Raw genomic sequence first — 19,358 nt, forward strand, 5'->3', positions numbered from 1 at the left:
GGAAGGCTGTGTGCCTTCCGGGACAAACAACCCCGGCCAGGCCATCGCCTCCCGGGGTTTTGTTTTTCTCAGAGTTCAACCATGCGCACCTACGACAAGCTGATTGCCACGATTCGCACTCGCCGAAGCGTGAGCCTCTTGCTGCGCCCGTGCTTCGGCCGCAACCAACAACTTTTGCGCTAGCCCCGGCGATTCTTGCCAGGGCTGGCCTTGCCAACCTGGCGGCGGTGCGCACACCATGAACCGTGCCGCCGACGAGAAAAGAATCGCTATGAACTCGACATTCAGAAACCTGCGCAACATCGGCGTCATTGCCCACGTGGACGCAGGCAAGACCACGACCACCGAACGCATCCTGTTCTACACGGGCGAGAGCCACCGCATCGGCAATGTCGACAGCGGCAACACCGTGACGGACTTCGATCCACAGGAGCGTAAGCGCGGCATCACGATCAACAGCGCGGCGATCACCGTGCACTGGAAGGGCACGCAGATCAACCTGATCGACACGCCCGGGCACATCGACTTCAACATCGAGGTCAACCGCTCGTTGCGCGTGCTCGACGGTGCGGTCGTCGTGTTCGACGGCGTTGCCGGCGTGGAGCCGCAGACCGAAACGAACTGGCGCCTGGCTGACAACTACCGTGTGCCGCGCATCGCGTTCGTCAACAAGCTCGACCGTGTCGGGGCCGACTTCCTTCGCGTTGTCGCGATGATGGAAGAGCGCCTGGGCGTGCGCGCGCTGCCGCTGCAATTGCCGATCGGCGAAGAAGCGGGCTTTCGCGGCGTGGTGGATTTGCTGACGATGCGCGCGCTGCGGTGGGACCGCGACGATGCGACCGAGCCCTATCGTGAAGACGACGTGCCGCCAGAGATGGCGGCGCTGGCGGCGGCACACCGGGCCCGGTTGGTCGAGGAGGCCGTCGAGCACGACGACGCGGCGCTGGCAGCCTACCTGAACGGCGAAGCGATCGACGTGGCGACCTTGCGGCGCTGCATCCGTGCGGGTGCGCTGAAGAGTGCGCTCGTGCCGGTGCTGGCGGGCTCGGCTTTCCGCAACCGCGGTGTCGAGCCCTTGCTGGATGCGGTCGTGGACTATCTGCCGCGCCCCGGCGAAGCGGCCGGTTTCGAAGGCCAACCCGAGTCGGACCCGACGGGCCCGTTCGCGGCGCTGGCGTTCAAGCTGGTCAGCGACGATCATGGTGCGAAGACCTTCGTGCGGGTCTACCGCGGACGCCTGAAGCGCGGCGACATTGTGTTCAACGCGAACACCGGTCGCAGCGAACGGGCGACGCGGCTGTACGAGGTGCATGCAGGCGACCACATCGAGCGAGACGAGCTGATGGCGGGCGACATCGCCGCGATCGTCGGGCTGAAGGACACCTTGACCGGTCACACCCTGTGCGACCGTGCTCATCCGGTTCATCTGGAAGAGATCAAAGTGCCCGAGCCGGTGATCGACGTGTCGATCGAGCCGCGCCACCAGGTGGACAGCCAGGGCCTTTCGAAGGCGCTGCAGTCCATGCTGCGCGAGGATCCGAGCCTGCACATTCGGCATGACGCTGAATCAGGGCAGACGATTCTTTCGGGCATGGGCGAGTTGCAGCTCGAGGTGGCGGTTGAGAACCTGCGTTCGCGTCACCACGTGGACGTGGTGGTCGGCCGCCCGCAGGTCGCCTACCGGGAGACGATCACGGCTACGACCGAGGTTCGCCACGTGCACAAGAAGCAGTCGGGCGGGCCGGGGCAGTTTGCCGACGTGCACTTGCGCGTGGCGCCGTTGCCGCGCGGCGAAGGCATCCGCTTCGAGAACCAGGTGGTGGGCGGCGCGATCCCGCGCGAGTTCATCCCGGCGGTCGAGGCGGGTGTTCGCCGCGCAGCGCAGGTGGGCGTGGTGGCCGGCTATCCGGTCGTCGACTTCGTCGCGACCTTGCTGGATGGCAGCCACCACGAGCGCGACTCGTCGACGCTGGCTTTCGAGCTGGCGGCGGCGGCGGCCTTCCGCGAGGCGGCGGCGCTGGCGTCGCCCGAGGTGTTGGAGCCGGTGATGGCCGTCGAGGTGATCACGCCGCAGGACTATCTGGGCGACGTGATCGGCGACCTGAACCGACGCCGCGGCCATGTGCGTGGCCAAGGCCAACGCGGCAACGCCGCGGTGGTCGAGGCCCATGTGCCGCTGAGAGAGATGTTCGGCTACATCGGCAGCCTGCGCGCACTGTCATCGGGCCGGGCGCAGTTCTCGATGCAGCTGCATCACCATGCCACGGCGCCGGCCGGTGCCGTGGCACAACTGGCCTGACCACCAGGCCACGCAGGGGCGCAGTCCGAAAGGGCTGCGCCCCTTTTTACTTCACGCGCGGCTTCAGGCGTTCGTCAGCCCCAGGAAGTGGTCCAGGATGTGGAAGTGGTCGTCCATGAACTGGTCTTCGAGGCTCAGCAGCTGGTCGATCGGCACCCATTGCACGCTGGCGGCGTCGTCGCCGGCGCGCACCTCGGGCAGTTCGCGGTCGCCGAAGTCGAAGTAGTGCGCGTGGGTGATCGTGCGGCCGCGTTGGCTGCGATCCGGGTGATCGAAGGCTTGTGTCGCGCGCAGCGATTGGCGCATCGACTCGGGCAGCAGGTTCAGCGCGGTTTCCTCGTGCAATTCGCGCAACGCGGATTGGTAGGCTGTTTCGCGCTGCTCGATGAAGCCGCCGGGCATCGCGAACAAGCCCTTGCCGGGCGCCTGGCCGCGGCGGATCAGCAACACGTGACCGGAACAGTGCAGCACGGCGTCGACAGTGACGAACACCGGCGGGTAGGGCGCAGTGGACCAAGCAGCGCGGTAGTCGCGCAGCATCTGCCATTCTTCGCACAGTGCGCTGAAGGCCGGCAGGGCGCTCCAACCTTGCAAGAAGGCGCGCACCGCCGGCGACACCTGGTCGACCAGCGCGGCCAGTGTGCCCGGCATGTCTTCGCGGGTCGACGCGAAGAACGCATCGCGCAGTGACGTGGCATCGGCAGGGTGCAGTCGCTCCACGCTGAACATGCGCCAGCCCGGGAAGTTGCGCAGGTAGTTACTCGTTGCGTCCTTGAAGTGGCCGACCAGCGCGATGTCTCCGGTGCCGGAGGCCGGTGGGCACAGCGCCTCGACACCCTCGCGCACCGCCACCGTCCAGCGCGCCTCGTCGTACCAGTCGCGCAACGGCAGGAACTGGACGCGCTCCTGGTCTTGCTCTGGCAGGCTGAGGCGGATCATCTCAGCGCGCTCTTGCCAGCTGAACGGGTTTTTCGGCGTGCGCGCCTGGAACGACGAGCCCAGCACGACGACGCAGCGCGGCGCTTTTTCCAGCGCGTGCCTCAGCAGCGCCAGGTGGCCGGCATGAAAGGGCTGGAAGCGGCCGATGCAGACGGCGGCGCGCAGGGTGGGGGCAACGGCGGGTGGTGGCGTGCGCATGGTGTTGTTCGTGTTTGCGTGTCAGTACTTGGCCGCGATCGGCATCTGCCGGCCGGTGCCAAAGGCACGGGCCCGAACGCGGATGATCGGCGGTGCCTGGCGGCGTTTGTACTCGTTGCGGGCAATCATCTGGCGGATCCGCTCGACCAGCGCGCGGCCTTCGTCGGCCGCCTGCAAGCCATCGACGAATGCGGTGGCCTCGGCATATTCCCATGCGGCCAGGCGATTGCCTTCGATCAGCAGCTTCAGGATCTCGTCGAGCACCGGGTAGGGCGGCAGGCTGTCGACATCGCGTTGCCCAGGCGCCAGCTCGGCGGAAGGCTCCTTGTCGATGATGGCGCTGGGGATCAGCTCGCGGCCGGCGGCTTCGTTGATGTGGCGAGACAGCGCGAAGACCTCGGTCTTGTACAGGTCGCCGAGCAGGCCGAGGCCGCCGTTGGTGTCGCCGTAGAGGGTGCAGTAGCCGACCGAGATCTCCGACTTGTTGCCCGTGGTCAGCAGCAGGTGGCCAAAGCTGTTCGAGTACTCCATCAGGATCGTGCCGCGCACGCGGGCCTGCAGGTTCTCGAGCGGCAGGCCTTCGAGCGGCCGGCCGAAGCTTTGCGCAAACTGCGCGCCGTAGCCGGCCACCAGGTCGGCGATCGGGTGCGTGGCGAGCTCGATGCCGAGGTTGCGGCACAGCGTGACCGAGTCGTCCACCGAGCCGGCGGAAGAAAAGCGCGACGGCATCGTCACCGCCATCACGTTCTGCGGCCCGAGCGCCTGCACGGCGAGCGCCAGCGTCAGCGCGCTGTCGATGCCGCCCGACGAGCCGACGACCGCCTGGTGGAAGCCGCAGCGCCGTGCATAGTCCTTCAAGCCCAACACGATCTGCGCCTGGTAGAACGCCATCATCGGCAGCCCGTCGCGCGACACCGGCGGCGGGGCGTCGCCATTGAGTGTCAGGAAGCGGCCGTTGTCGAAGCGCAGCGTGCGCAGGTCTTCAACAAAACGCTCGGCTTCGAACACCACGCCGGCATCGGGCTCGACCGCGAACGATGCGCCGTCGTAGACCAGCTGGTCGTGGCCGCCGATCTGGTTGACGTAGAGGATGGGCAAGCCGTGGCGCTTGCTGGCGTCGCCGAACACCTGGTGCCGCTGCTCGCGTTTGCCGATGTTCGACGGGCTGGCATTGATCGAGATCACCAGGTCGGGCGCCGCGTCGCGCATGCGCTCGAACGGGTTCACGCGGTAGTCGGCGCCTTCGTCGTTCCAGCCGTCTTCGCAGATCAGCAGGCCGACCTGCGCATGGCCGACGCGCAGCACCTTGGCCACGTCCGGCCCCGGCTCGAAGTGGCGGCGCTCGTCGAAGATGTTGTAGGTGGGCAGCAGTTGCTTTGCATAACGCAGCACCACCTCGCCGGCGTGCAGCACGATCAGCGAATTCTCCAGCCGCTTGCCCGGGCCTTCGCGGCGCAACGGCGCGCCCACCACCCAGTGCAGTTGCGGCAGCTGGCGCGACGCACTGCGCAGCTCGGCCAGGCCGGCGTCGATGCGGTCGAGAAAGGTGGGTTCTTCGAGAAGGTCGCCGGGGTAGTAGCCGGTCAGCGACAGTTCGGGAAAGACGACCAGCGACGAGCCATCGTCGCGTGCGCGGTGGGCGGCCGCGATCATCTTCTGCACGTTGCCGGCCACGTCGCCGACGGTGAAGTTGAGCTGGGCCAGGGTCAGGGTGAGCATGGCGGTCTTTCAAGCAGGAACGTTGAACACCTGGCGCAGGTAGGCGAGGAAGGTCTGGTCGTCGCACAGCGTCTTGCCGGGGCTGTCCGACAACTTGGCCACCGGCTGGCCGTTGCAGTGCGTCAGCTTCATCACGATGTTCAGCGGCGTCAGGCCGACATCGTTGCTGAGATTGGTGCCGATTCCGAAGCCGAGTTGGGTGCGGTCGGCGAAGTGGCGGTGCAGCGCCAGCGCACGCGGCACGTCGAGCCCGTCGGAGAACACCAGCCGCTTGGTGTTCGCGTCGATGCGCAGCTTGGCGTAGTGGGCCAGCGCTTTTTCGCCCCAGACGAACGGGTCGCCCGAGTCGTGGCGCAGGCCGTCGAACAGCTTGGCGAAGTAGAGGTCGAAATCGGCGAGAAAGGCATCCATGCCGACCACGTCGGTCAGCGCCACGCCGAGGTCGCCGCGGTACTCTTGCACCCAGTCCTCCAGCGCGGCCTTCTGGTGGTCACGCAGCCGCACGCCCAGCGCCTGGTAGGTCTGCAGGTACTCGTGTGCCATCGTGCCGATCGGCACCAGGCCGAGGTCGCGCGCCAGCAGCACGTTCGACGTGCCTTTGAAGTACTGGGGCAGGTCGCGCTTGAAGGTGGCCACCACCTCGCGCTGCCAGTCGCCCGAAAAGCGCCGGCGCAGGCCGAAGTCGAAGAACTCGAACGGGTGGCGGCGTGGCGGCTCGCTGCCGAAGGCACGCAGCAGATCGATCTTCTCGGCCAACCGGCGGCGGCCTTCGGCCAGCGTGCCGGGCTGGGCCAGGCGGCGGAAGTACAGCTCGTTGACGATCGCCAGCACATAGATCTCGAAGCCCATCACGTGGACCTGCGGGCCGCTGGCGATGATGCTCAGGCGCTCACCGTCGGCCTTGGCCTCGATGAAGCTGCGCTGGAAGCGAAAGATGCGCAGGAAGTCGACGAAATCGGGCTTGATGAAGCGCAGGCTGCCGATGTAGGCCAGCTCTGCCGGCGCGAAGCTCAGGCCGCACAGGTGGTCGAGTTCGCGCTCCACGTCGGCCAGCAACTCGGCCAGCGGGTAGGCCGGGGTGTTGCGACAGACGAAGGTGTATTCGGCTTGCGTCTGCGGGTGCCGATGCAGCATCGTCTGCCACATCGTGAACTTGTAGAGGTCGGTGTCGAGCAGGCTTGTGATCACGGGGGCCATGGTGAGGGTCCGGTCGTTGTTCTCGGGGTCAGGCGTCGCTCGTTTGGCCGAGCAGGGCCAGCGCTTCTTCGCAGCGCATCAGCCGAACTCCGCGCGCCTGCATGTCGGCCAGAAACGCCGCGTGCTGCGCCTCGAAACCGCCCACCGGGCTCATCGCATCGGTGAGCAAAACCACCTTGTGTGTGTTGCCGCTGGGCAGGTGGGCCACGATGTGCTCGGTGGTGGCCCTCACGCAGTGGCTGCTGGCTTCACCGCCGATCAACAGCAGCTCGGCCTGGTCCAGCTGGCGGATCAGCGTTTCGTTCAGCTGAGTGTGCGGGTCGTCGGCGTCTGGCACCTCGGCCTGCATCGCGCTGTAGTGCTCGGTCCATGGGTTCTCGCCCTTGTTCACCGTTTGCACGATGGTGAGGTTGTCGTCTTCCCAGGTCGACAGGGCCGCCTTCAGGTCGGCGTGCACGTTGTGGCCCCAGGTGCCGATCTCGCAGTGCACGGGCCACACCATCAGCGTGTAGCGGCCGCGGGCGTCCAGCTCGTCCAGGTAGGCCAGCGTGCGGGGCAGGGCGGCGGGGTCGCGCGGGCTGAAGGCGCCGGCGCGCACCTGCGCTGCGGTGATGCTGGTGAACGGGTTGACCGGCTGGCCGTCGCCGGTGCGCCAGAAGCCGGGGTGGGCGATGTCGATGCGGTGGTGCGAATCGAGGGTGATGCAGATCTGGTCGAGCGCGCTGCGGGCGCGGTCGACGAAGCTGGCCAGGCGCTGCATGTCGGCATGGGCGCCGGCCACGGGCAGGGCCGGGGCTTGGCGCGCATGGGTCAGCGGGCCGATCGGGCGATAGGCCTCGGGCAGGTCGCAGAAATCGTTTTGCGGGTCGATGATCAACAGCTGGGTGCGGGTGCTCATGAAGGCTCCTGGGTTCGCAGTGGGGCCAGTGTAGTTCTGTTAGTACATCTATGCAACTAACAAGGGAGTGGGTGTTGTGAAGAAGTTTCCATTAGCATGAGCGCCTGCTGATTCCAGATTCGGTGCCTGTTTGTCGCCGGAGTATCCAAACACTCGCTGTTCACCATGGCCGAGTTTCCCGCCATCATCTGCACCGTCGACATCGCCTTGCTGACGCTGCTGGACGACGCGCTGCACGTGCTGCTGCTCAAGCGCGACCGCGAGCCTTTCGATGGCTCGCTGGCCCTGCCCGGCGGCTACCTGCATGCGCAGGAAGACCAGAGCGCCGAAGACGCCGCTGCGCGCGTGTTGCACGACAAGGCGGGCATTGTCAGCCCCTATCTGGAACAGCTGGCCACCTTCTCGGGCCCCGGCCGCGACCCGCGCGGCTGGAGCATCTCGATCGCGTACTACGCGCTGCTGCCGGCCGATGTGCTGGTGGTCGACGGGGTCGAGCGCCAACTGCGCCCGGTTGCCAAGCTGCCGGCCTTGCCGTTCGACCACGGCCGCATCGTCGACGCGGCGGTGCAGCGCGTGCGCAGCAAGAGCCAGTACTCGTCGCTGCCGGTCTACCTGTGCGGCGAGGCCTTCACGTTGCCGCAACTGCAGGCTGTCTACGAGGCCGTGCTCGGCGAGCCGGTCAACAAGGTCAGCTTTCGCCGCAAGATGGACGCGCTGGGCATGCTCGAAGCCATCCCCGGCGCGCAGACCAGCGGCGGCGCGCACCGCCCGGCCCAGCTCTACCGCCTGCGCCGCGAATTCCGCCACGCCTTGTCGCTGCTGGATCGGGGGTTCAATGTCTGACACCGTGACGCTCGAAGACCGCTTTGCCGGTTGCCTGCTGGGGCTGGCCTGCGGCGATGCCGTGGGCACGACGGTCGAGTTCAGCCCGCGTGGCTCGTTTGCGCCAGTCTCTGGCATGGTGGGCGGCGGGCCGTTCGGCCTACGGCCGGGCTATTGGACGGACGACACGTCGATGGCGCTGTGCTTGGCTGAGAGCTTGTGCTCCAAGGGTGGCTTCAATGCCGTCGACCAGATGACTCGCTATGCCAACTGGTGGGAATGGGGCTATCTCAGTTCTACGGGACATTGCTTCGACATCGGCATGACGGTGCGGGCGGCGCTGGCCAGCTATTTGACTGACGGGAATCCGTTCGCTGGCTCGACGCACCCTGAGTCGGCGGGCAACGGCTCGCTGATGCGTTTGGCTCCTGTGGTGCTGTTCTTTCATCCGAATGAGGCAGACCAATTGCGGTATGCCGAAGACAGCTCGCGCACGACGCATGCGGCGCCCGAAGCGGTCGCTTGCTGTCGCCTGTTGGCGACGTGGTTGTCCCGTGCTTTGAATGGTTTGCCGAAGCATGAGGTGTTGACGGCTGTCGAAGGGCCCTGGCCGACTGCTGCGGTGTCAGCGCAGGCCGCGGGCGAGTGGAAGACCAAGCATGTCGATCAGATTCGTGGATCGGGCTACGCGGTCGAGTCGCTGGAGGCCGCTGCTTGGTGTTTCAACCAGACGACGTCGTTCGACGCTGCCGTATTGGCCGCGGTCAACCTGGGTGACGATGCAGACACCACGGGGGCGATCGTTGGCCAGCTGGCCGGCGCGTTCTACGGGCGTGGCGGCATTCCGCCCGCGTGGCGCATGACGCTGCACCGTGGCGACGAGATCGAGCAGATGGCGTTGGCGCTGCGGCGCAGCTGACCTCAAGCGTGCAGAGCGGCCAGCACCTGCTCGATGCGTTCTTCGACACCGCCGCGAACGGTGACGTAGTTGGCACGTAGCTTTTGCAGCGCCTCGGCAGTGCGGGCCTGTTGCTCCGCACGAAACGCGTCGTCGCGCCGTGTGCCGTCCTGCACGAAGCCGAAGTCGCCATCGCACAGCACGGCCAGGTCGTAGGGGCGCCGGGCCAGTTGCTGCAGTTCGGCAGGGGCCGCGCCGTGGTCGAGCAGGCAGTATTGCAGCGTCGTCAGCGGCGAGGTGTCGCAGACCAGCCAGCCGTGGGCGGTTGGCGCGGCGTCGATTTCGCGCTGCACCTGGACCTGGGCCACGTGCACCAGCTCGTCGACCGACAGCACACCGCCGACTTGTTCCCAGCGCTCGCGGCCGTACTCGGGCACCCAGGTGGTGCCGAGCCGCTCGGCCAGCGCCTGCGCGAGCGTTGTCTTGCCGGACGATTCGCCGCCAAGCAGGCACAGGCGCGGCACCAGGTCGGCGTAGACCTCGGGCGCGACCATCGCGCGCCAGGCGGCGGGGGCTGCGCGCACGGCCGAGCCGCTGACAGGGCGGGTCGTGCGCGCCGCGTCGACGCAGACGTGAACGACCGGCGCGTGGCCGGGGTTGATGGCGCGGAACTGTGCGGTCAGCGATGCGGCGAAGCCGTCGCCGTAGGACTCGCTGGTGAACACCGCGTCGACGGTGGTGCCCAGCAGGTCGAGCAGCAGGCTGCCGACGAAACGGCGCTGCACCTCATCGGGCGCGTCGTTCGGCGGCAGGTGGCGCGGCTCGACGCTGCGCTGCGCGCACAGCCGCGCGAGACGTGCATCGTCGAGCACCCACCGCTTCACGCCGGGGCAGCGCGCCTGCAGCCATCGTTCGCGGGCGGCGGCGTCGCAGCGGTCGAACTCGGGCTGGCTGTAGCTCAGCACCAACAGCTCGCCGCAGGCGGCGCGCGCGGTCTCGATCAGCCACTCATGGCCCCGGTGCAGCGGCGAGAACTTGCCGACCACCAGGCCGCGGCGAAAGCGCGTGCTCACGCTGTGGTGGGCGTGGCCTGCGACAGGCGCCACCAATGGCGCCACGACACCAGCGCGTTGACCAGGTAGACCGCGTACAGCACGGATGTGACGTACAGCTCGCGGCTGGCGTACAGCGGCACCGCGACGATGTTGACCAGCACCCAGAACGGCCACGATTCGACACGCCGCTGCATCATCAGCCATTGGCCGACGACGCTGAAGCTCAGCACCGCCGAATCGACGTAGGGCGCGTAGGCGTCGGTGAAGTGGTGCAGCAACGCGCCGTAGGCCAGCGCCGCGCCACCGCCGATGGCGGCCGCCAGCGCCACGCCGCCCGGTGTTGCGCGGGTCACCGCGGCCGGGGCGACATGGCGGCTACCGCGCCAGCGCCACCAGCCGACGATGCTGCTGGCGATGAAGAAGCCCTGCAGCGTCACGTCGGCATACAGCTTGGCCTGGCCGAACACCAGCACGAACAACCCGCAGCCGACGATGCCCGTCCACCAGGTGTGGATGCTGTTGCGGCCGGCCAGCACGATCGACAGGGTGACCATCACGTTGGCCAGCACTTCCAGCGGCGTCATCCGTTTGTTCTCGTGTTCCGTCAGCTTGGTGGGGCCAGTGTAAGAGGGGGGCGGCCGCTGGGTCAGCGCTTGCGCAGCTGGTCCACCATGCGCAGCTGCCAGCCGGCGGCTTCGGTCGGGCGCCACAGCAGCGAGGCCGATTCTTCGCAGGTGTACTGGCAGTCGCGCACACGCAGCCGGCGCAGGCCGGCAGCCTCGATCGCGAAGTCGGGGAGGTAGGCCAGTGCGCGGCCCTCGGCGACGAACTGCACCAGCAACTGCAGGTCGTCGATCCAGTAGCGGATGCGGCGCGGCAGCTGGTCGTCGCGCCAGCCGTCTGACCGTGGGCCGCGGCCGACGCCGCAGAACATCGAGCGCGACGGCGCCGCGAACTCGTGCTGCAGCACCTGCTGGGTCGACACGGTGCGCGGGCCGGTCTTGCCCGACGCGCCGGCCACCAGCGGGTGGGTCGGGCCGGCGGCCAGCTGCATGGCCATCGTGCCCAGCGGCTCGGCCACCAGCCCCTCGGCCAGGTGGCGCTGCGGGCCGTTGACCAGCGCCTCTTGTGTGACCAGCGCCAGGTCGGCCTCGCCGCGCGCCACGGCGGCGACAGCCTCGTCTTCGAACGCCAGGCGAAACACCATGCTGCTGCCGCCCTGTGCGGCCTCCAGCGCCTGCGCCAGCGCGCCGCCCCAGCGCCACTGCAGCACGGCGGGGGCGGCGATACGGCAATGCACCTTGAAGGCCGAGCCCTCGAACTCGGCGCGGGTGGCCTCGGCCATGTCGAGCAGGCTGATCGCCCGCTGCTGCAGGCGTTGGCCGGCGGCGTTGAGCACGAGCGATTTGCCGACGCGGTCGAACAAGGGCGTGCGCAGCGAATCTTCGAGCCGGCGGATGCCGCGCGAGACGGCCGACGCGGTGAGGTTCAGCTCGTTCGCCGCGGCATTCAGGTTGTGGTGCCGGGTGGCGCTGAGGAACAGGCGCAGGTCGGGCAGGTCCATGTCGATGATTCCTCAGGCGCAACGATTGTTGAAATTCTATTGCTTTCATAGAAACGACAACCGGCGCACCATCGCGGCCTTGCACGCTTTGCTGGAGAGCCGATGAACCGCCAATGGATCTACCTGCGCCACCCCGACGGGCTGGTCGGGCCCGAGCACTACGAGCTGCGCGAGAGCCCGCTGCCCGAAGGTCTGGCCGGGGGCGAGGTGCTGGTCGAGGCGCGCTACTGGAGCGTCGACCCCTACATGCGCATCAACCAGTCGAAGAAGCCGACCTACAACGAGCTGCCGCATGCGCTGGGCGTGGTGCAGACCGCCGGCGTGGTGGGCCAGGTGCTGCGCTCGAACGCGCCGACGCTGCAGCCGGGCGACTGGGTCGAGGGCATGCTGGGTTGGCAGACCCATGCACTGGCGCACCACAGCCAGCTGCGCAAGCTCGACACCCAATTGGCGCCGCCTTCGACCGCATTGGGCGTGCTGGGCATGCCGGGCCGCACGGCCTGGTTCGGCCTCACCGAATCGGGCCGGCCCAAGGCGGGTGACGTGGTGATCGTGTCAGGTGCGGGCGGCGCGGTGGGTTCGCTGGTGGCGCAGTTCGCCAAGCGCCATGGCTGCACGGTGCTGGGCATTGCTGGCGGTGCGGCCAAGTGCGCGTGGCTGAGACAGACGCTGAAGCTGGACCATGCGGTCGACTACAAGGCGCATGCCGATGCCGGGGCGCTGGTCGCAGAGATCAAACGCCTGGTCGGCGGTGTCGACGTCTACTTCGACAACGTCGGCGGCTGGATCAGCGATGCGGTGATCCCGCTGGTCAATCGCCGCGCACGCATCGTCATCTGCGGTGCGATCAGCCAGTATTCCGGCGGGTTGGACGAGCCCGAGCTGGGCCCGCGCTGGCTGCACCACATGCTGTACCAGCGCGCCACCGTGCAGGGCATGCTGGCACGCGACTACCTGCACCGCATGGACGAGATGCTGCGCATCGTCGGCCCGTGGGTGAAGGCCGGCGAGATCGTGTTCGAAGAGACGGTGGTCGAAGGCTTCGAGCAGCTGCCGATGGCGCTGCAAAGCCTGTTCACCGGCGAGCACCGCGGCAAGCTGCTGGTGAAGGCCTGAGCGCGTCTGCCATGAGTGAATCGACGATGTTCAAGCACCACCCCTTGCCCCACACCGGCCGCGGCCTCGCGGCCGATGCCGACCACCTGCTCGCGCGCACCTCGGGCGGGGCGTTGCTGCTGATCCACGTGCCGCCCGGCCTGGCGCACCGCTTTGCGGCGGACTGCGACGCGGTGGTGATGACGCTGGCGCAGCCAGCCTGATCAGGCGTCGCGCACGTCGCCCACCGGGTTGGCGCCGAAGTCGGCGCGGTCCAGGTAAGCCAGCACCTTGGCCGCGGCCACCTCGGGCACGTCGAGCTGGCCCTGGCTCTTGAACTGCGCGAAGCGCTCGCGCTCAGGGAAGGCGGCTGCGTCGGCGCTGCGCAGCTGCACTTGCATGTCGGTGTCGATGATGCCGGGCGCGAGCGAGACGATGTGGGCGCCGTGGGGCAAGGCGGCCTGCTCCAGCGCCACCGCGCGGGCAAAGTGGTCCATGCCCGCCTTGGCCGCGCAGTAGACGGCGCTGCCGGCCATCGCCCGCCGGCCCAGGCCGGACGAGATGTTCAGCAGCTTGCGCGTGCCGGGCCAGGCGGCGGTGCCCTTGAGGAAGGCCGCGCTGAGCAGCATCGCCGCCTCGAGGCCCACGCGCAGGCCGCGCGCGATCTCGGCCGGTGGCGTGGCCTCCAGTGGCCCCGGCTGGGTCACGACGCCGGCGTTGTTGATCAGGCTGGCGCTGGCAAAGGCCTTGCCGTCTTGCGCCGCCAGCCACGCCGCCAGGTGGTTGGCGGCGGCCTCGGGCTCGGCCAGGTCGAGCTTCCATTGCGTCAGCTTGGCGCCGCTGGTGGCGGCCAGCGCCGCCAGCTCGGCCGACGACTGGCGCGAGATGCCGATGACCTGGTGGCCTTGGCGCAGGCGTTGCGCGGCCATCGCGGCCCCCAGGCCGCGCGAGGCGCCGGTGATCAGGGTCAGGTGGAGCATGGGTGGCCTCCAGTAGGGCGTTACTTGCTGCCGTCGATCGGCTTGCCGATCGTGAAGAACTGGCCGCCGGCAATGTGGTGCAGGGTGCGCATCTCGTCGTGGCCCTCGAAATGCCAGCGGCCGGCGTTGAACACCTGGCTCAGCGCCCAGGCGCCGGTCACCTGGCCGAGGAACAGGTCGAAGCGCGCCTCTTGCTCGGGCTGCGGCAGGCGCTCGCAGTCGAGCCAGGCGACGCAGCCGTTGATCAGCGGCGAGTGCGCTGCCGGCTCTTCGAGGGCGTTCAGGCCGTAGCCCACGAACTTGTCTTGCTCGCGCCCGCTGTGGCTGCCCACGCCGTGCACCATGCGGGCCTGGGCCTGGCAGGGCACGCTGAGCGCGAAGTGGTTCGACTGTTCGACCAGCTCGCGGGTGTAGGTGCTCTTGTCCAGCACCACGGCCACCTTGGGCGGGTCGTAGTCCAGCGGCATCGCCCAGGCGGCGGCCATCACGTTGCGGCGCCCGTCATGCTGGGCGCTGACCAGCACCGTGGGGCCGTGGTTCAGCAGGCGATAGGCCTTGGGCAGTTCGACAGGTAGGCGCATGGCTCGAGAAGGTGAAGGGCGGTGCTCAGAAGGGGCAGGGGCTGTGGATCGTGACCAGCCGGTTGTCGGCCGGATGGAACAGTTTCAGGCACTCGGCATGCAGCAGCAAGCGTGGCGCCATCGCCTGGACATCGGGCGGGGCATACAGCTCGTCACCGACGATCGGGTGGCCGATCTGCTGCATGTGGACGCGCAACTGGTGCGAGCGCCCGGTCAGCGGGAACAGCTCGACGCGGGTGGTGGCGCCGTCGGCTGACCGTTGCAGAACGCGCCACAACGTTGCGGACGGTTTACCGCGCTCATGGTCGACCATCTGGCGCGGCCGGTTAGGCCAGTCGCAGATCAGCGGCAGGCTGACCCCGCCTTCGTCGGCGGACGGGGACCCGGCGACGACGGCGATGTAGCGCTTGTCGACCCGCCGCTCGGCGAACGCGACGCTGAGCGCGCGCTGCGCCGCTGCGCCGCGGCCGAACACCAGCACGCCCGAGGTGCCCATGTCGAGCCGGTGCACGATCAGCGCATCGGCATAGGCGGCCTGCACGCGGCTGGCGGCGCAATCGGCGCGCTCCGGCCCGCGGCCGGGCACCGAGAGCAGGCCGGCCGGCTTGTCCACCGCCACCAGCTGCTCGTCGGCGAGCAGCAACGTCAAACCTTCGGGTGTCACTGGGCGGTGGGTGTGGGTAGCGGTGCGAACAGGAAGTTCAGCACCTTGGGCAGCTCGGCGCGCCAGGCGGCCTCGTTGTGCTCGGCCTTGGGCACGATGCTCAAGGTCACCGCGCCCGGCTCGGGGCGCTGGGCGGTCATCACGGTGTGCATGCGCTGCACGTCGGGCAATGCGCTGTCGCCTTCTTTGCCACCCATCGAGAAATAGACCCGGGCGCCGAGCGGCAGCGGGTGCTGCGCCGCGTAGTCGTAGATGCCGGGGTCGGCCGTCCAGTACGCGGGCGAGAGCACGCCGGCGCGGCCGAAGACCTGCGGGTAGCGGTGGATCGCGTAATCGGAGATCAGCCCACCCATCGAGCTGCCGATGATCGCGGTGTTCTCGGGCCCGGTCAGCGTGCGGTACTGCTTGTCGATCACCGGCTTGAGCGTGTTGACGACGAAGGCCAGGTAGGCCTCGCCTTCACCGGCGCCGTTCTTCGGGTGATCGAAGGGGTTCAGCTCGCGGACACGGTTCTCGCCGCCGTTGTCGAGCCCGATCACGATCGCTTCGAAGCCCTGGCGCGCGGCCATGTCGTTGAGCGTCTCGTCCACACCCCACTCGCCGGCGTACGAGGTGGCGTCGTCGAACAGGTTCTGCCCGTCGTGCATGTAGATCACCGGGTAGCGCTTGTCGCTCGTGCCGTAGCTGGGCGGCAGGTACAGCCGCACGTTGCGCTGCCGGTTCAGCACCGGCATCATGAACGGCGTGACCAGCACCGTGACACCGCGGCTGGCGGTGTGCGGGCGCGGCTCGGGTTTCGACGCGCAGCCGGCCAGCAAGGCGCACAGCAGCAGGGCGATCGACGGCAGGCGTTGGCGGGTCATGGCGGTGGCGCGGCAGAGCGAGTGGCAGGGACGGCGGCACTCTACGCGAACTTGCGTTTGCTCGACTTCCGTACTGAGGTGTCTGATCCGCCTGGTGCAAGGTGGAGCGGGATCGGGCCGGTTCACGATGCAAGTCAAATCACGGTGGTGGCCGCGGGGGCCGGGTGAGCGGCGCAGCGAAGTAAAGGAGGAGCCGTTGGCCGCAGGCCAGCGGCGGGGGACATGAGCGGAGCCGCTCACCCGGCTCCCGCGGCGCGCGCCAACCAGCGTCGCACCTCCATGACCAAGACCTACTCGTGCCGCAACGCCTCGATCGGATCCAGCTGCGCCGCACGCCGTGCCGGGAAGTAGCCGAACACCACGCCGATGGCCGCCGAGAAGGCGAAGGCCAGCAGGTTGATGCTGGGGTTGAACAGGTAGGGCACCTGCATCAGCCCGGCCAGCCCCACCGAGGCCAGCGTGGCCAGCACGATGCCGACCAGGCCACCCAGCGACGACAGCACGACGGCCTCGATCAGGAACTGCATCAACACCTCGCGCTCCAACGCGCCGATGGCCAGCCGCACGCCGATCTCGCGGGTGCGCTCGGTCACGCTGACCAGCATGATGTTCATGATGCCGATGCCGCCCACCAGCAGGCTCACGGCCGCCACCGCGCCGAGCAGCGAGGTCATCAGCTGCGTGGTGCCGGACAAGGTCTGCGCGATCTGGGCCGTGTCCAGCACGCTGAAGTTGTCGTCGGCGCCGTCGGCGATCTTGCGTCGCTCGCGCAGCAGGCTGGTCAGTGCAGCGGTGATGCGGGCTGGGTCGGCGCCGTCGCGCATCGACACCAGCAAGGTGTTGACGCGGGTCGAGCCGGTGACGCGGCGCTGCGCGGTGCGCAGCGGCACGATGATGGTGTCGTCCTGGTCCTGGCCCATCGCGGCCTGGCCCTTGGGGGCGAGTGTGCCGATCACCTCGCACGAGAACGACTTGATGCGGACCTGCTCGCCCAGCGGATCCGAGCTGGCGCCGAAGAGTTCGCGCTTGACGGTCGCGCCGATCAGGCAGACCGCGGCACCGGTGGCCTGCTCCTCATCGTCGAAGATGCGGCCGCTGGCAATCGTCCAGTTGCTGGTGGTGAAGTAGGCGTCGCTGCTGCCGGTGACGGTGGTCGCCCAGTTCTTGCCGTTGGCGATCACGGTGACACCCGAGCGCACCTCGGGCGCCACGGCCTTGAGGCCGCCGATCTGCGCGGTGATCGCCTCGACATCGGCCTCTTTGAAGGCCGGCGCGCCGGCGCCACCCATGCCAGGCCCCAGGCGCTGGCCGGGCCGCACCATCAGCAGGTTGCTGCCCAGGCTGCTGATCTGGTCGCGCACCGCCTGCGTGGCGCCGTTGCCGAGCGTGACCATCGTGATCACCGCGGCCACGCCGATCACGATGCCCAGCACGGTGAGGAACGAGCGCAGCAGGTTGCGCCGGATCGCCCGGATCGCGAGGAAGAAGGTGTTGGCCCACATCAGGCGGCCCCTGCGATCGCGGTGAGGTGGTCGGCCGCAGTGGTGGTGACCTCGTCGCGCTCGATCTTGCCGTCGCGAAAGTGGACGATGCGCCGCGCATGGGCCGCCATCTCGGCCTCGTGGGTGACCATCAGCACGGTGATGCCGTGGTCGCGGTTCAGGGCGTCGAGCAGGGCCATGATCTCCTGGCTGCGCGCGGTGTCGAGGTTGCCGGTGGGCTCGTCGGCCAGCAGCACCGTGGGTTGGGTGACGATGGCGCGGGCGATCGCCACGCGCTGCTGCTGGCCGCCGGACAGCTCGGCCGGCGTGTGCGTTTCCCAGCCGGCCAGGCCGACCTGGGCCAGTGCGGCGCGGGCCGCGGCGTGGCGCTGGGCGGCGGGCTCGCCGCGGTACAGCAGCGGCAGCTCGACGTTTTCGAGCGCCGAGGTGCGCGCCAGCAGGTTGAAGCCCTGGAACACGAAGCCCAGGTGGCGCCGGCGCAGGCGGGCGCGGGCGTCGCGGTCGAGCCGCTCGACCGGGATGCCGTCGAACAGGTAGCTGCCGCTGGTGGGGGTGTCCAGGCAGCCCAGCAGGTTCATCGCGGTCGACTTGCCCGAGCCGCTCGGGCCCATGATGGCGACGAACTCGCCGGCGCGCACATCGAGGTCCACGCCCTTGAGCGCCTGGAAGGCGATGGCCCCCTGGCCGTAGGTCTTGGTGACACCGCGCAGGCGGATCAAGGGCGAGTCTTCTCCTCCTCGGCCCGCGTCTGGGCTGGTCGCGTCGCTCACGGCTTGGCCCCGCTTTGCTGGTCGACGATGACCGCCATGCCCTCTTTCAGCTCCGGCGCACTGACCTCGGTCAACCGGCCGTTGGACAGCCCGGCGGTGACCGTCACGGCCACCGGCTGGCCGCCCTGCAGCACCCACAGCCGCCGCTGGCCAGCCGACTTGCCGCCGGCGCCATCCGTAGGCCGGGCGCGCTTCGTGCCCTGGCCGACGGGTGGGCGCGGCATCAGGGCTGAGACGATGCCGCTGCTGGCGGCACTGGCGCGGCCGGTGGCGGCGTGGGGGTCGAAGCTGAAGGCGGTGTTGGGCACGCGCAGCACACCCTGGCGCTCGGTGGCGGCGATGATGGCGGTGGCCGTCATGCCCGGGCGCAGCGTCAGGTCGGGGTTGTCGACCAGCAGCTGCGTGGTGTAGGTGACCACGTTGTCGGTGGTGGTCGAGCCGAAGGCCACGCGGGTGATCTTGGCCGGGTACTTGCGGCCCGGCCAGGCGCTGACGCTGAACTGCGCGGTCTGGCCCTCCTTGACCTGGCCGACATCGGCCTCGTCGACATTGACCGACAGCTTCATCTGCGTCAGGTCTTCGGCCATCGTGAACAGCGTGACGGCCTGCAGCGATGCGGCCACCGCGTTGCCGGGGTCCACCGAGCGGGTCAGGATCACGCCGTCGATCGGCGCGCGGATCGAGGCCTTGCCCAGGTTGGTGCGGTCGGTGCGCAGCGTGGCTTCGGCTTGCGCCAGGTCGGCCCGCGCGCCGGCCTCGGCGGCCTGGGCCTTGGCCAGCGTGGCGTGGGCGGTGTCGAGCTCGCTGGCCGCGGGCAGCTTGCCGCCGGAGAGGCGCTTGACCTCTTCGAGTCGGGCTTGCGCCAGCTGCGCCTCGCGGGTGGCGGCGGTGGCCTGGGCGATGCCGGCGCGGGCGCTTTGCAGCGCCGCCTCGGACTTGGCGACCTGGTCCTGCAGCTTGGCGGTGTCCAGCCGCACCAGCACCTGGCCCTTCTTGACGCGGTCGTTCACGTCGACCAGCACCTCGCTGACGGTGCCCGACAACTCGCTGCCGATGTTGACCGAGCGCGTGGGCTGCAGCGTGCCGTTGGCGGTGACGGTGAGGGCGATGTCGCCGCGGGTGATCTCTTCGGTCACGTAGTGCGGCGCATCGGCGCGCGCCTGGGCGCGCCACCAGGCAACGCCGCCGGCGGCCAGCGCCACCGCCAGCACCGCGATGACCCAGGTCGAGCGGCGTTTCAAGAAGGGGCGCTGGTCGCCCTGCAGCCAGTCGGGCAGGGCGCGTGGGGAGGTTTCTTTTTCTGCGGGCATGGTG

The 19,358-nt window shown here is 68.8% G+C and carries 19 protein-coding genes; 5 read left to right on the top strand and 14 right to left on the bottom strand.

Going from position 1 to position 19,358, the window contains the following annotated elements; all coding sequences use genetic code 11:
- Positions 1-271: 271 nt before the first annotated feature.
- On the top strand, positions 272-2,299 hold the full coding sequence (fusA, locus tag ACE3SG_RS13645) for an elongation factor G (protein ID WP_374565723.1): 2,028 nt from the start codon (positions 272-274) through the stop codon (positions 2,297-2,299).
- Between the two features lie 63 nt (positions 2,300-2,362).
- On the opposite strand, the gene ACE3SG_RS13650 is transcribed toward fusA, so the two are convergent.
- From ACE3SG_RS13650 to ACE3SG_RS13665, 4 genes are read right to left on the bottom strand one after another with little or no spacing between them, the layout of a single operon-like run.
- Entirely contained in the window at positions 2,363-3,436 is a 1,074-nt protein-coding gene (locus ACE3SG_RS13650) for a bifunctional nicotinamide-nucleotide adenylyltransferase/Nudix hydroxylase (RefSeq protein ID WP_374565725.1), read from the bottom strand.
- Between the two features lie 21 nt (positions 3,437-3,457).
- On the bottom strand, positions 3,458-5,155 hold the full coding sequence (locus ACE3SG_RS13655; protein ID WP_374565727.1) for an NAD+ synthase: 1,698 nt from the start codon (positions 5,153-5,155) through the stop codon (positions 3,458-3,460).
- Positions 5,156-5,164: 9 nt separating this feature from the next.
- On the bottom strand, positions 5,165-6,352 hold the full coding sequence (gene pncB, locus ACE3SG_RS13660) for a nicotinate phosphoribosyltransferase (RefSeq protein WP_374565728.1): 1,188 nt from the start codon (positions 6,350-6,352) through the stop codon (positions 5,165-5,167).
- 28 nt (positions 6,353-6,380) lie between these two features.
- Positions 6,381-7,250, bottom strand: a complete 870-nt coding sequence (locus ACE3SG_RS13665) for a cysteine hydrolase (RefSeq protein WP_374565730.1) — start codon at positions 7,248-7,250, stop codon at positions 6,381-6,383.
- A 165-nt stretch (positions 7,251-7,415) separates the two neighbouring features.
- On the opposite strand from ACE3SG_RS13665, the gene ACE3SG_RS13670 reads away from it, so the two are divergent.
- Entirely contained in the window at positions 7,416-8,093 is a 678-nt protein-coding gene (locus ACE3SG_RS13670; RefSeq protein WP_374565732.1) for an NUDIX domain-containing protein, read from the top strand.
- On the top strand, positions 8,086-8,991 hold the full coding sequence (locus ACE3SG_RS13675; RefSeq protein WP_374565734.1) for an ADP-ribosylglycohydrolase family protein: 906 nt from the start codon (positions 8,086-8,088) through the stop codon (positions 8,989-8,991). Before ACE3SG_RS13670 ends, ACE3SG_RS13675 begins: the two co-directional genes overlap by 8 nt.
- A 2-nt stretch (positions 8,992-8,993) precedes the next feature.
- Here the strand turns inward: ACE3SG_RS13675 and ACE3SG_RS13680 are convergent, their stop codons facing one another.
- The 3 genes from ACE3SG_RS13680 to ACE3SG_RS13690 all read right to left on the bottom strand — a co-directional run bounded on the left by ACE3SG_RS13680 (position 8,994) and on the right by ACE3SG_RS13690 (position 11,589).
- Entirely contained in the window at positions 8,994-10,043 is a 1,050-nt protein-coding gene (locus tag ACE3SG_RS13680; protein WP_374565736.1) for an AAA family ATPase, read from the bottom strand.
- A complete protein-coding gene (pnuC, locus tag ACE3SG_RS13685) occupies positions 10,040-10,609 on the bottom strand; it encodes a nicotinamide riboside transporter PnuC (RefSeq protein WP_374565738.1) in 570 nt (189 codons plus the stop codon). Before pnuC ends, ACE3SG_RS13680 begins: the two co-directional genes overlap by 4 nt.
- A 62-nt stretch (positions 10,610-10,671) precedes the next feature.
- On the bottom strand, positions 10,672-11,589 hold the full coding sequence (locus ACE3SG_RS13690; protein WP_374565740.1) for a LysR family transcriptional regulator: 918 nt from the start codon (positions 11,587-11,589) through the stop codon (positions 10,672-10,674).
- A 102-nt stretch (positions 11,590-11,691) separates the two neighbouring features.
- Here ACE3SG_RS13690 and ACE3SG_RS13695 point away from each other — a divergent pair, with 102 nt between their 5' ends.
- Together ACE3SG_RS13695 and ACE3SG_RS13700 are read left to right on the top strand one after the other, a co-directional pair.
- Positions 11,692-12,705, top strand: coding sequence for an NADP-dependent oxidoreductase (locus ACE3SG_RS13695; RefSeq protein WP_374565742.1), 1,014 nt, complete (start codon positions 11,692-11,694; stop codon positions 12,703-12,705).
- An 11-nt stretch (positions 12,706-12,716) separates the two neighbouring features.
- Positions 12,717-12,908: a hypothetical protein gene (locus ACE3SG_RS13700; protein ID WP_374565744.1), complete on the top strand. Its 192-nt coding sequence runs from the start codon at positions 12,717-12,719 to the stop codon at positions 12,906-12,908.
- Here ACE3SG_RS13700 and ACE3SG_RS13705 read toward each other — a convergent pair whose 3' ends face one another.
- The 7 genes from ACE3SG_RS13705 to ACE3SG_RS13735 form a co-directional block, all read right to left on the bottom strand.
- Positions 12,909-13,664, bottom strand: coding sequence for an SDR family NAD(P)-dependent oxidoreductase (locus tag ACE3SG_RS13705; RefSeq protein WP_374565746.1), 756 nt, complete (start codon positions 13,662-13,664; stop codon positions 12,909-12,911). It lies immediately after the preceding gene.
- Positions 13,665-13,684: 20 nt separating this feature from the next.
- Complete coding sequence (locus ACE3SG_RS13710; RefSeq protein ID WP_374565748.1) at positions 13,685-14,245, bottom strand: flavin reductase family protein; 561 nt, start codon at positions 14,243-14,245, stop codon at positions 13,685-13,687.
- Between the two features lie 25 nt (positions 14,246-14,270).
- Entirely contained in the window at positions 14,271-14,888 is a 618-nt protein-coding gene (locus ACE3SG_RS13715; protein WP_374565749.1) for a pseudouridine synthase, read from the bottom strand.
- Positions 14,889-14,905: 17 nt separating this feature from the next.
- Positions 14,906-15,772 carry an alpha/beta hydrolase gene (locus ACE3SG_RS13720; protein ID WP_374565750.1) on the bottom strand — a complete coding sequence of 289 codons (867 nt, stop codon included), beginning with the start codon at positions 15,770-15,772 and terminating at the stop codon, positions 14,906-14,908.
- A gap of 290 nt (positions 15,773-16,062) precedes the next feature.
- A complete protein-coding gene (locus ACE3SG_RS13725) occupies positions 16,063-17,274 on the bottom strand; it encodes an ABC transporter permease (protein WP_374565752.1) in 1,212 nt (403 codons plus the stop codon).
- On the bottom strand, positions 17,274-17,993 hold the full coding sequence (locus tag ACE3SG_RS13730; protein ID WP_374565754.1) for an ABC transporter ATP-binding protein: 720 nt from the start codon (positions 17,991-17,993) through the stop codon (positions 17,274-17,276). The genes ACE3SG_RS13725 and ACE3SG_RS13730 overlap by 1 nt, the downstream gene beginning before the upstream one ends.
- A gap of 47 nt (positions 17,994-18,040) precedes the next feature.
- Complete coding sequence (locus tag ACE3SG_RS13735; protein WP_374565755.1) at positions 18,041-19,354, bottom strand: efflux RND transporter periplasmic adaptor subunit; 1,314 nt, start codon at positions 19,352-19,354, stop codon at positions 18,041-18,043.
- Positions 19,355-19,358 lie beyond the last annotated feature (4 nt).

Source organism: Ideonella sp., from assembly GCF_041914305.1.
In the GTDB taxonomy this organism is placed as follows: domain Bacteria; phylum Pseudomonadota; class Gammaproteobacteria; order Burkholderiales; family Burkholderiaceae_C; genus Ideonella.

Coding starts and splice junctions, on each gene's coding strand:
- fusA (WP_374565723.1), top strand. CDS start 272: ATGAACTCGACATTCAGAAACCTGCGCAACATCGGCGTCATTGCCCAC.
- ACE3SG_RS13650 (WP_374565725.1), bottom strand. CDS start 3,436: ATGCGCACGCCACCACCCGCCGTTGCCCCCACCCTGCGCGCCGCCGTC.
- ACE3SG_RS13655 (WP_374565727.1), bottom strand. CDS start 5,155: ATGCTCACCCTGACCCTGGCCCAGCTCAACTTCACCGTCGGCGACGTG.
- pncB (WP_374565728.1), bottom strand. CDS start 6,352: ATGGCCCCCGTGATCACAAGCCTGCTCGACACCGACCTCTACAAGTTC.
- ACE3SG_RS13665 (WP_374565730.1), bottom strand. CDS start 7,250: ATGAGCACCCGCACCCAGCTGTTGATCATCGACCCGCAAAACGATTTC.
- ACE3SG_RS13670 (WP_374565732.1), top strand. CDS start 7,416: ATGGCCGAGTTTCCCGCCATCATCTGCACCGTCGACATCGCCTTGCTG.
- ACE3SG_RS13675 (WP_374565734.1), top strand. CDS start 8,086: ATGTCTGACACCGTGACGCTCGAAGACCGCTTTGCCGGTTGCCTGCTG.
- pnuC (WP_374565738.1), bottom strand. CDS start 10,609: ATGACGCCGCTGGAAGTGCTGGCCAACGTGATGGTCACCCTGTCGATC.
- ACE3SG_RS13690 (WP_374565740.1), bottom strand. CDS start 11,589: ATGGACCTGCCCGACCTGCGCCTGTTCCTCAGCGCCACCCGGCACCAC.
- ACE3SG_RS13695 (WP_374565742.1), top strand. CDS start 11,692: ATGAACCGCCAATGGATCTACCTGCGCCACCCCGACGGGCTGGTCGGG.
- ACE3SG_RS13700 (WP_374565744.1), top strand. CDS start 12,717: ATGAGTGAATCGACGATGTTCAAGCACCACCCCTTGCCCCACACCGGC.
- ACE3SG_RS13705 (WP_374565746.1), bottom strand. CDS start 13,664: ATGCTCCACCTGACCCTGATCACCGGCGCCTCGCGCGGCCTGGGGGCC.
- ACE3SG_RS13710 (WP_374565748.1), bottom strand. CDS start 14,245: ATGCGCCTACCTGTCGAACTGCCCAAGGCCTATCGCCTGCTGAACCAC.
- ACE3SG_RS13720 (WP_374565750.1), bottom strand. CDS start 15,772: ATGACCCGCCAACGCCTGCCGTCGATCGCCCTGCTGCTGTGCGCCTTG.
- ACE3SG_RS13725 (WP_374565752.1), bottom strand. CDS start 17,274: ATGTGGGCCAACACCTTCTTCCTCGCGATCCGGGCGATCCGGCGCAAC.
- ACE3SG_RS13735 (WP_374565755.1), bottom strand. CDS start 19,354: ATGCCCGCAGAAAAAGAAACCTCCCCACGCGCCCTGCCCGACTGGCTG.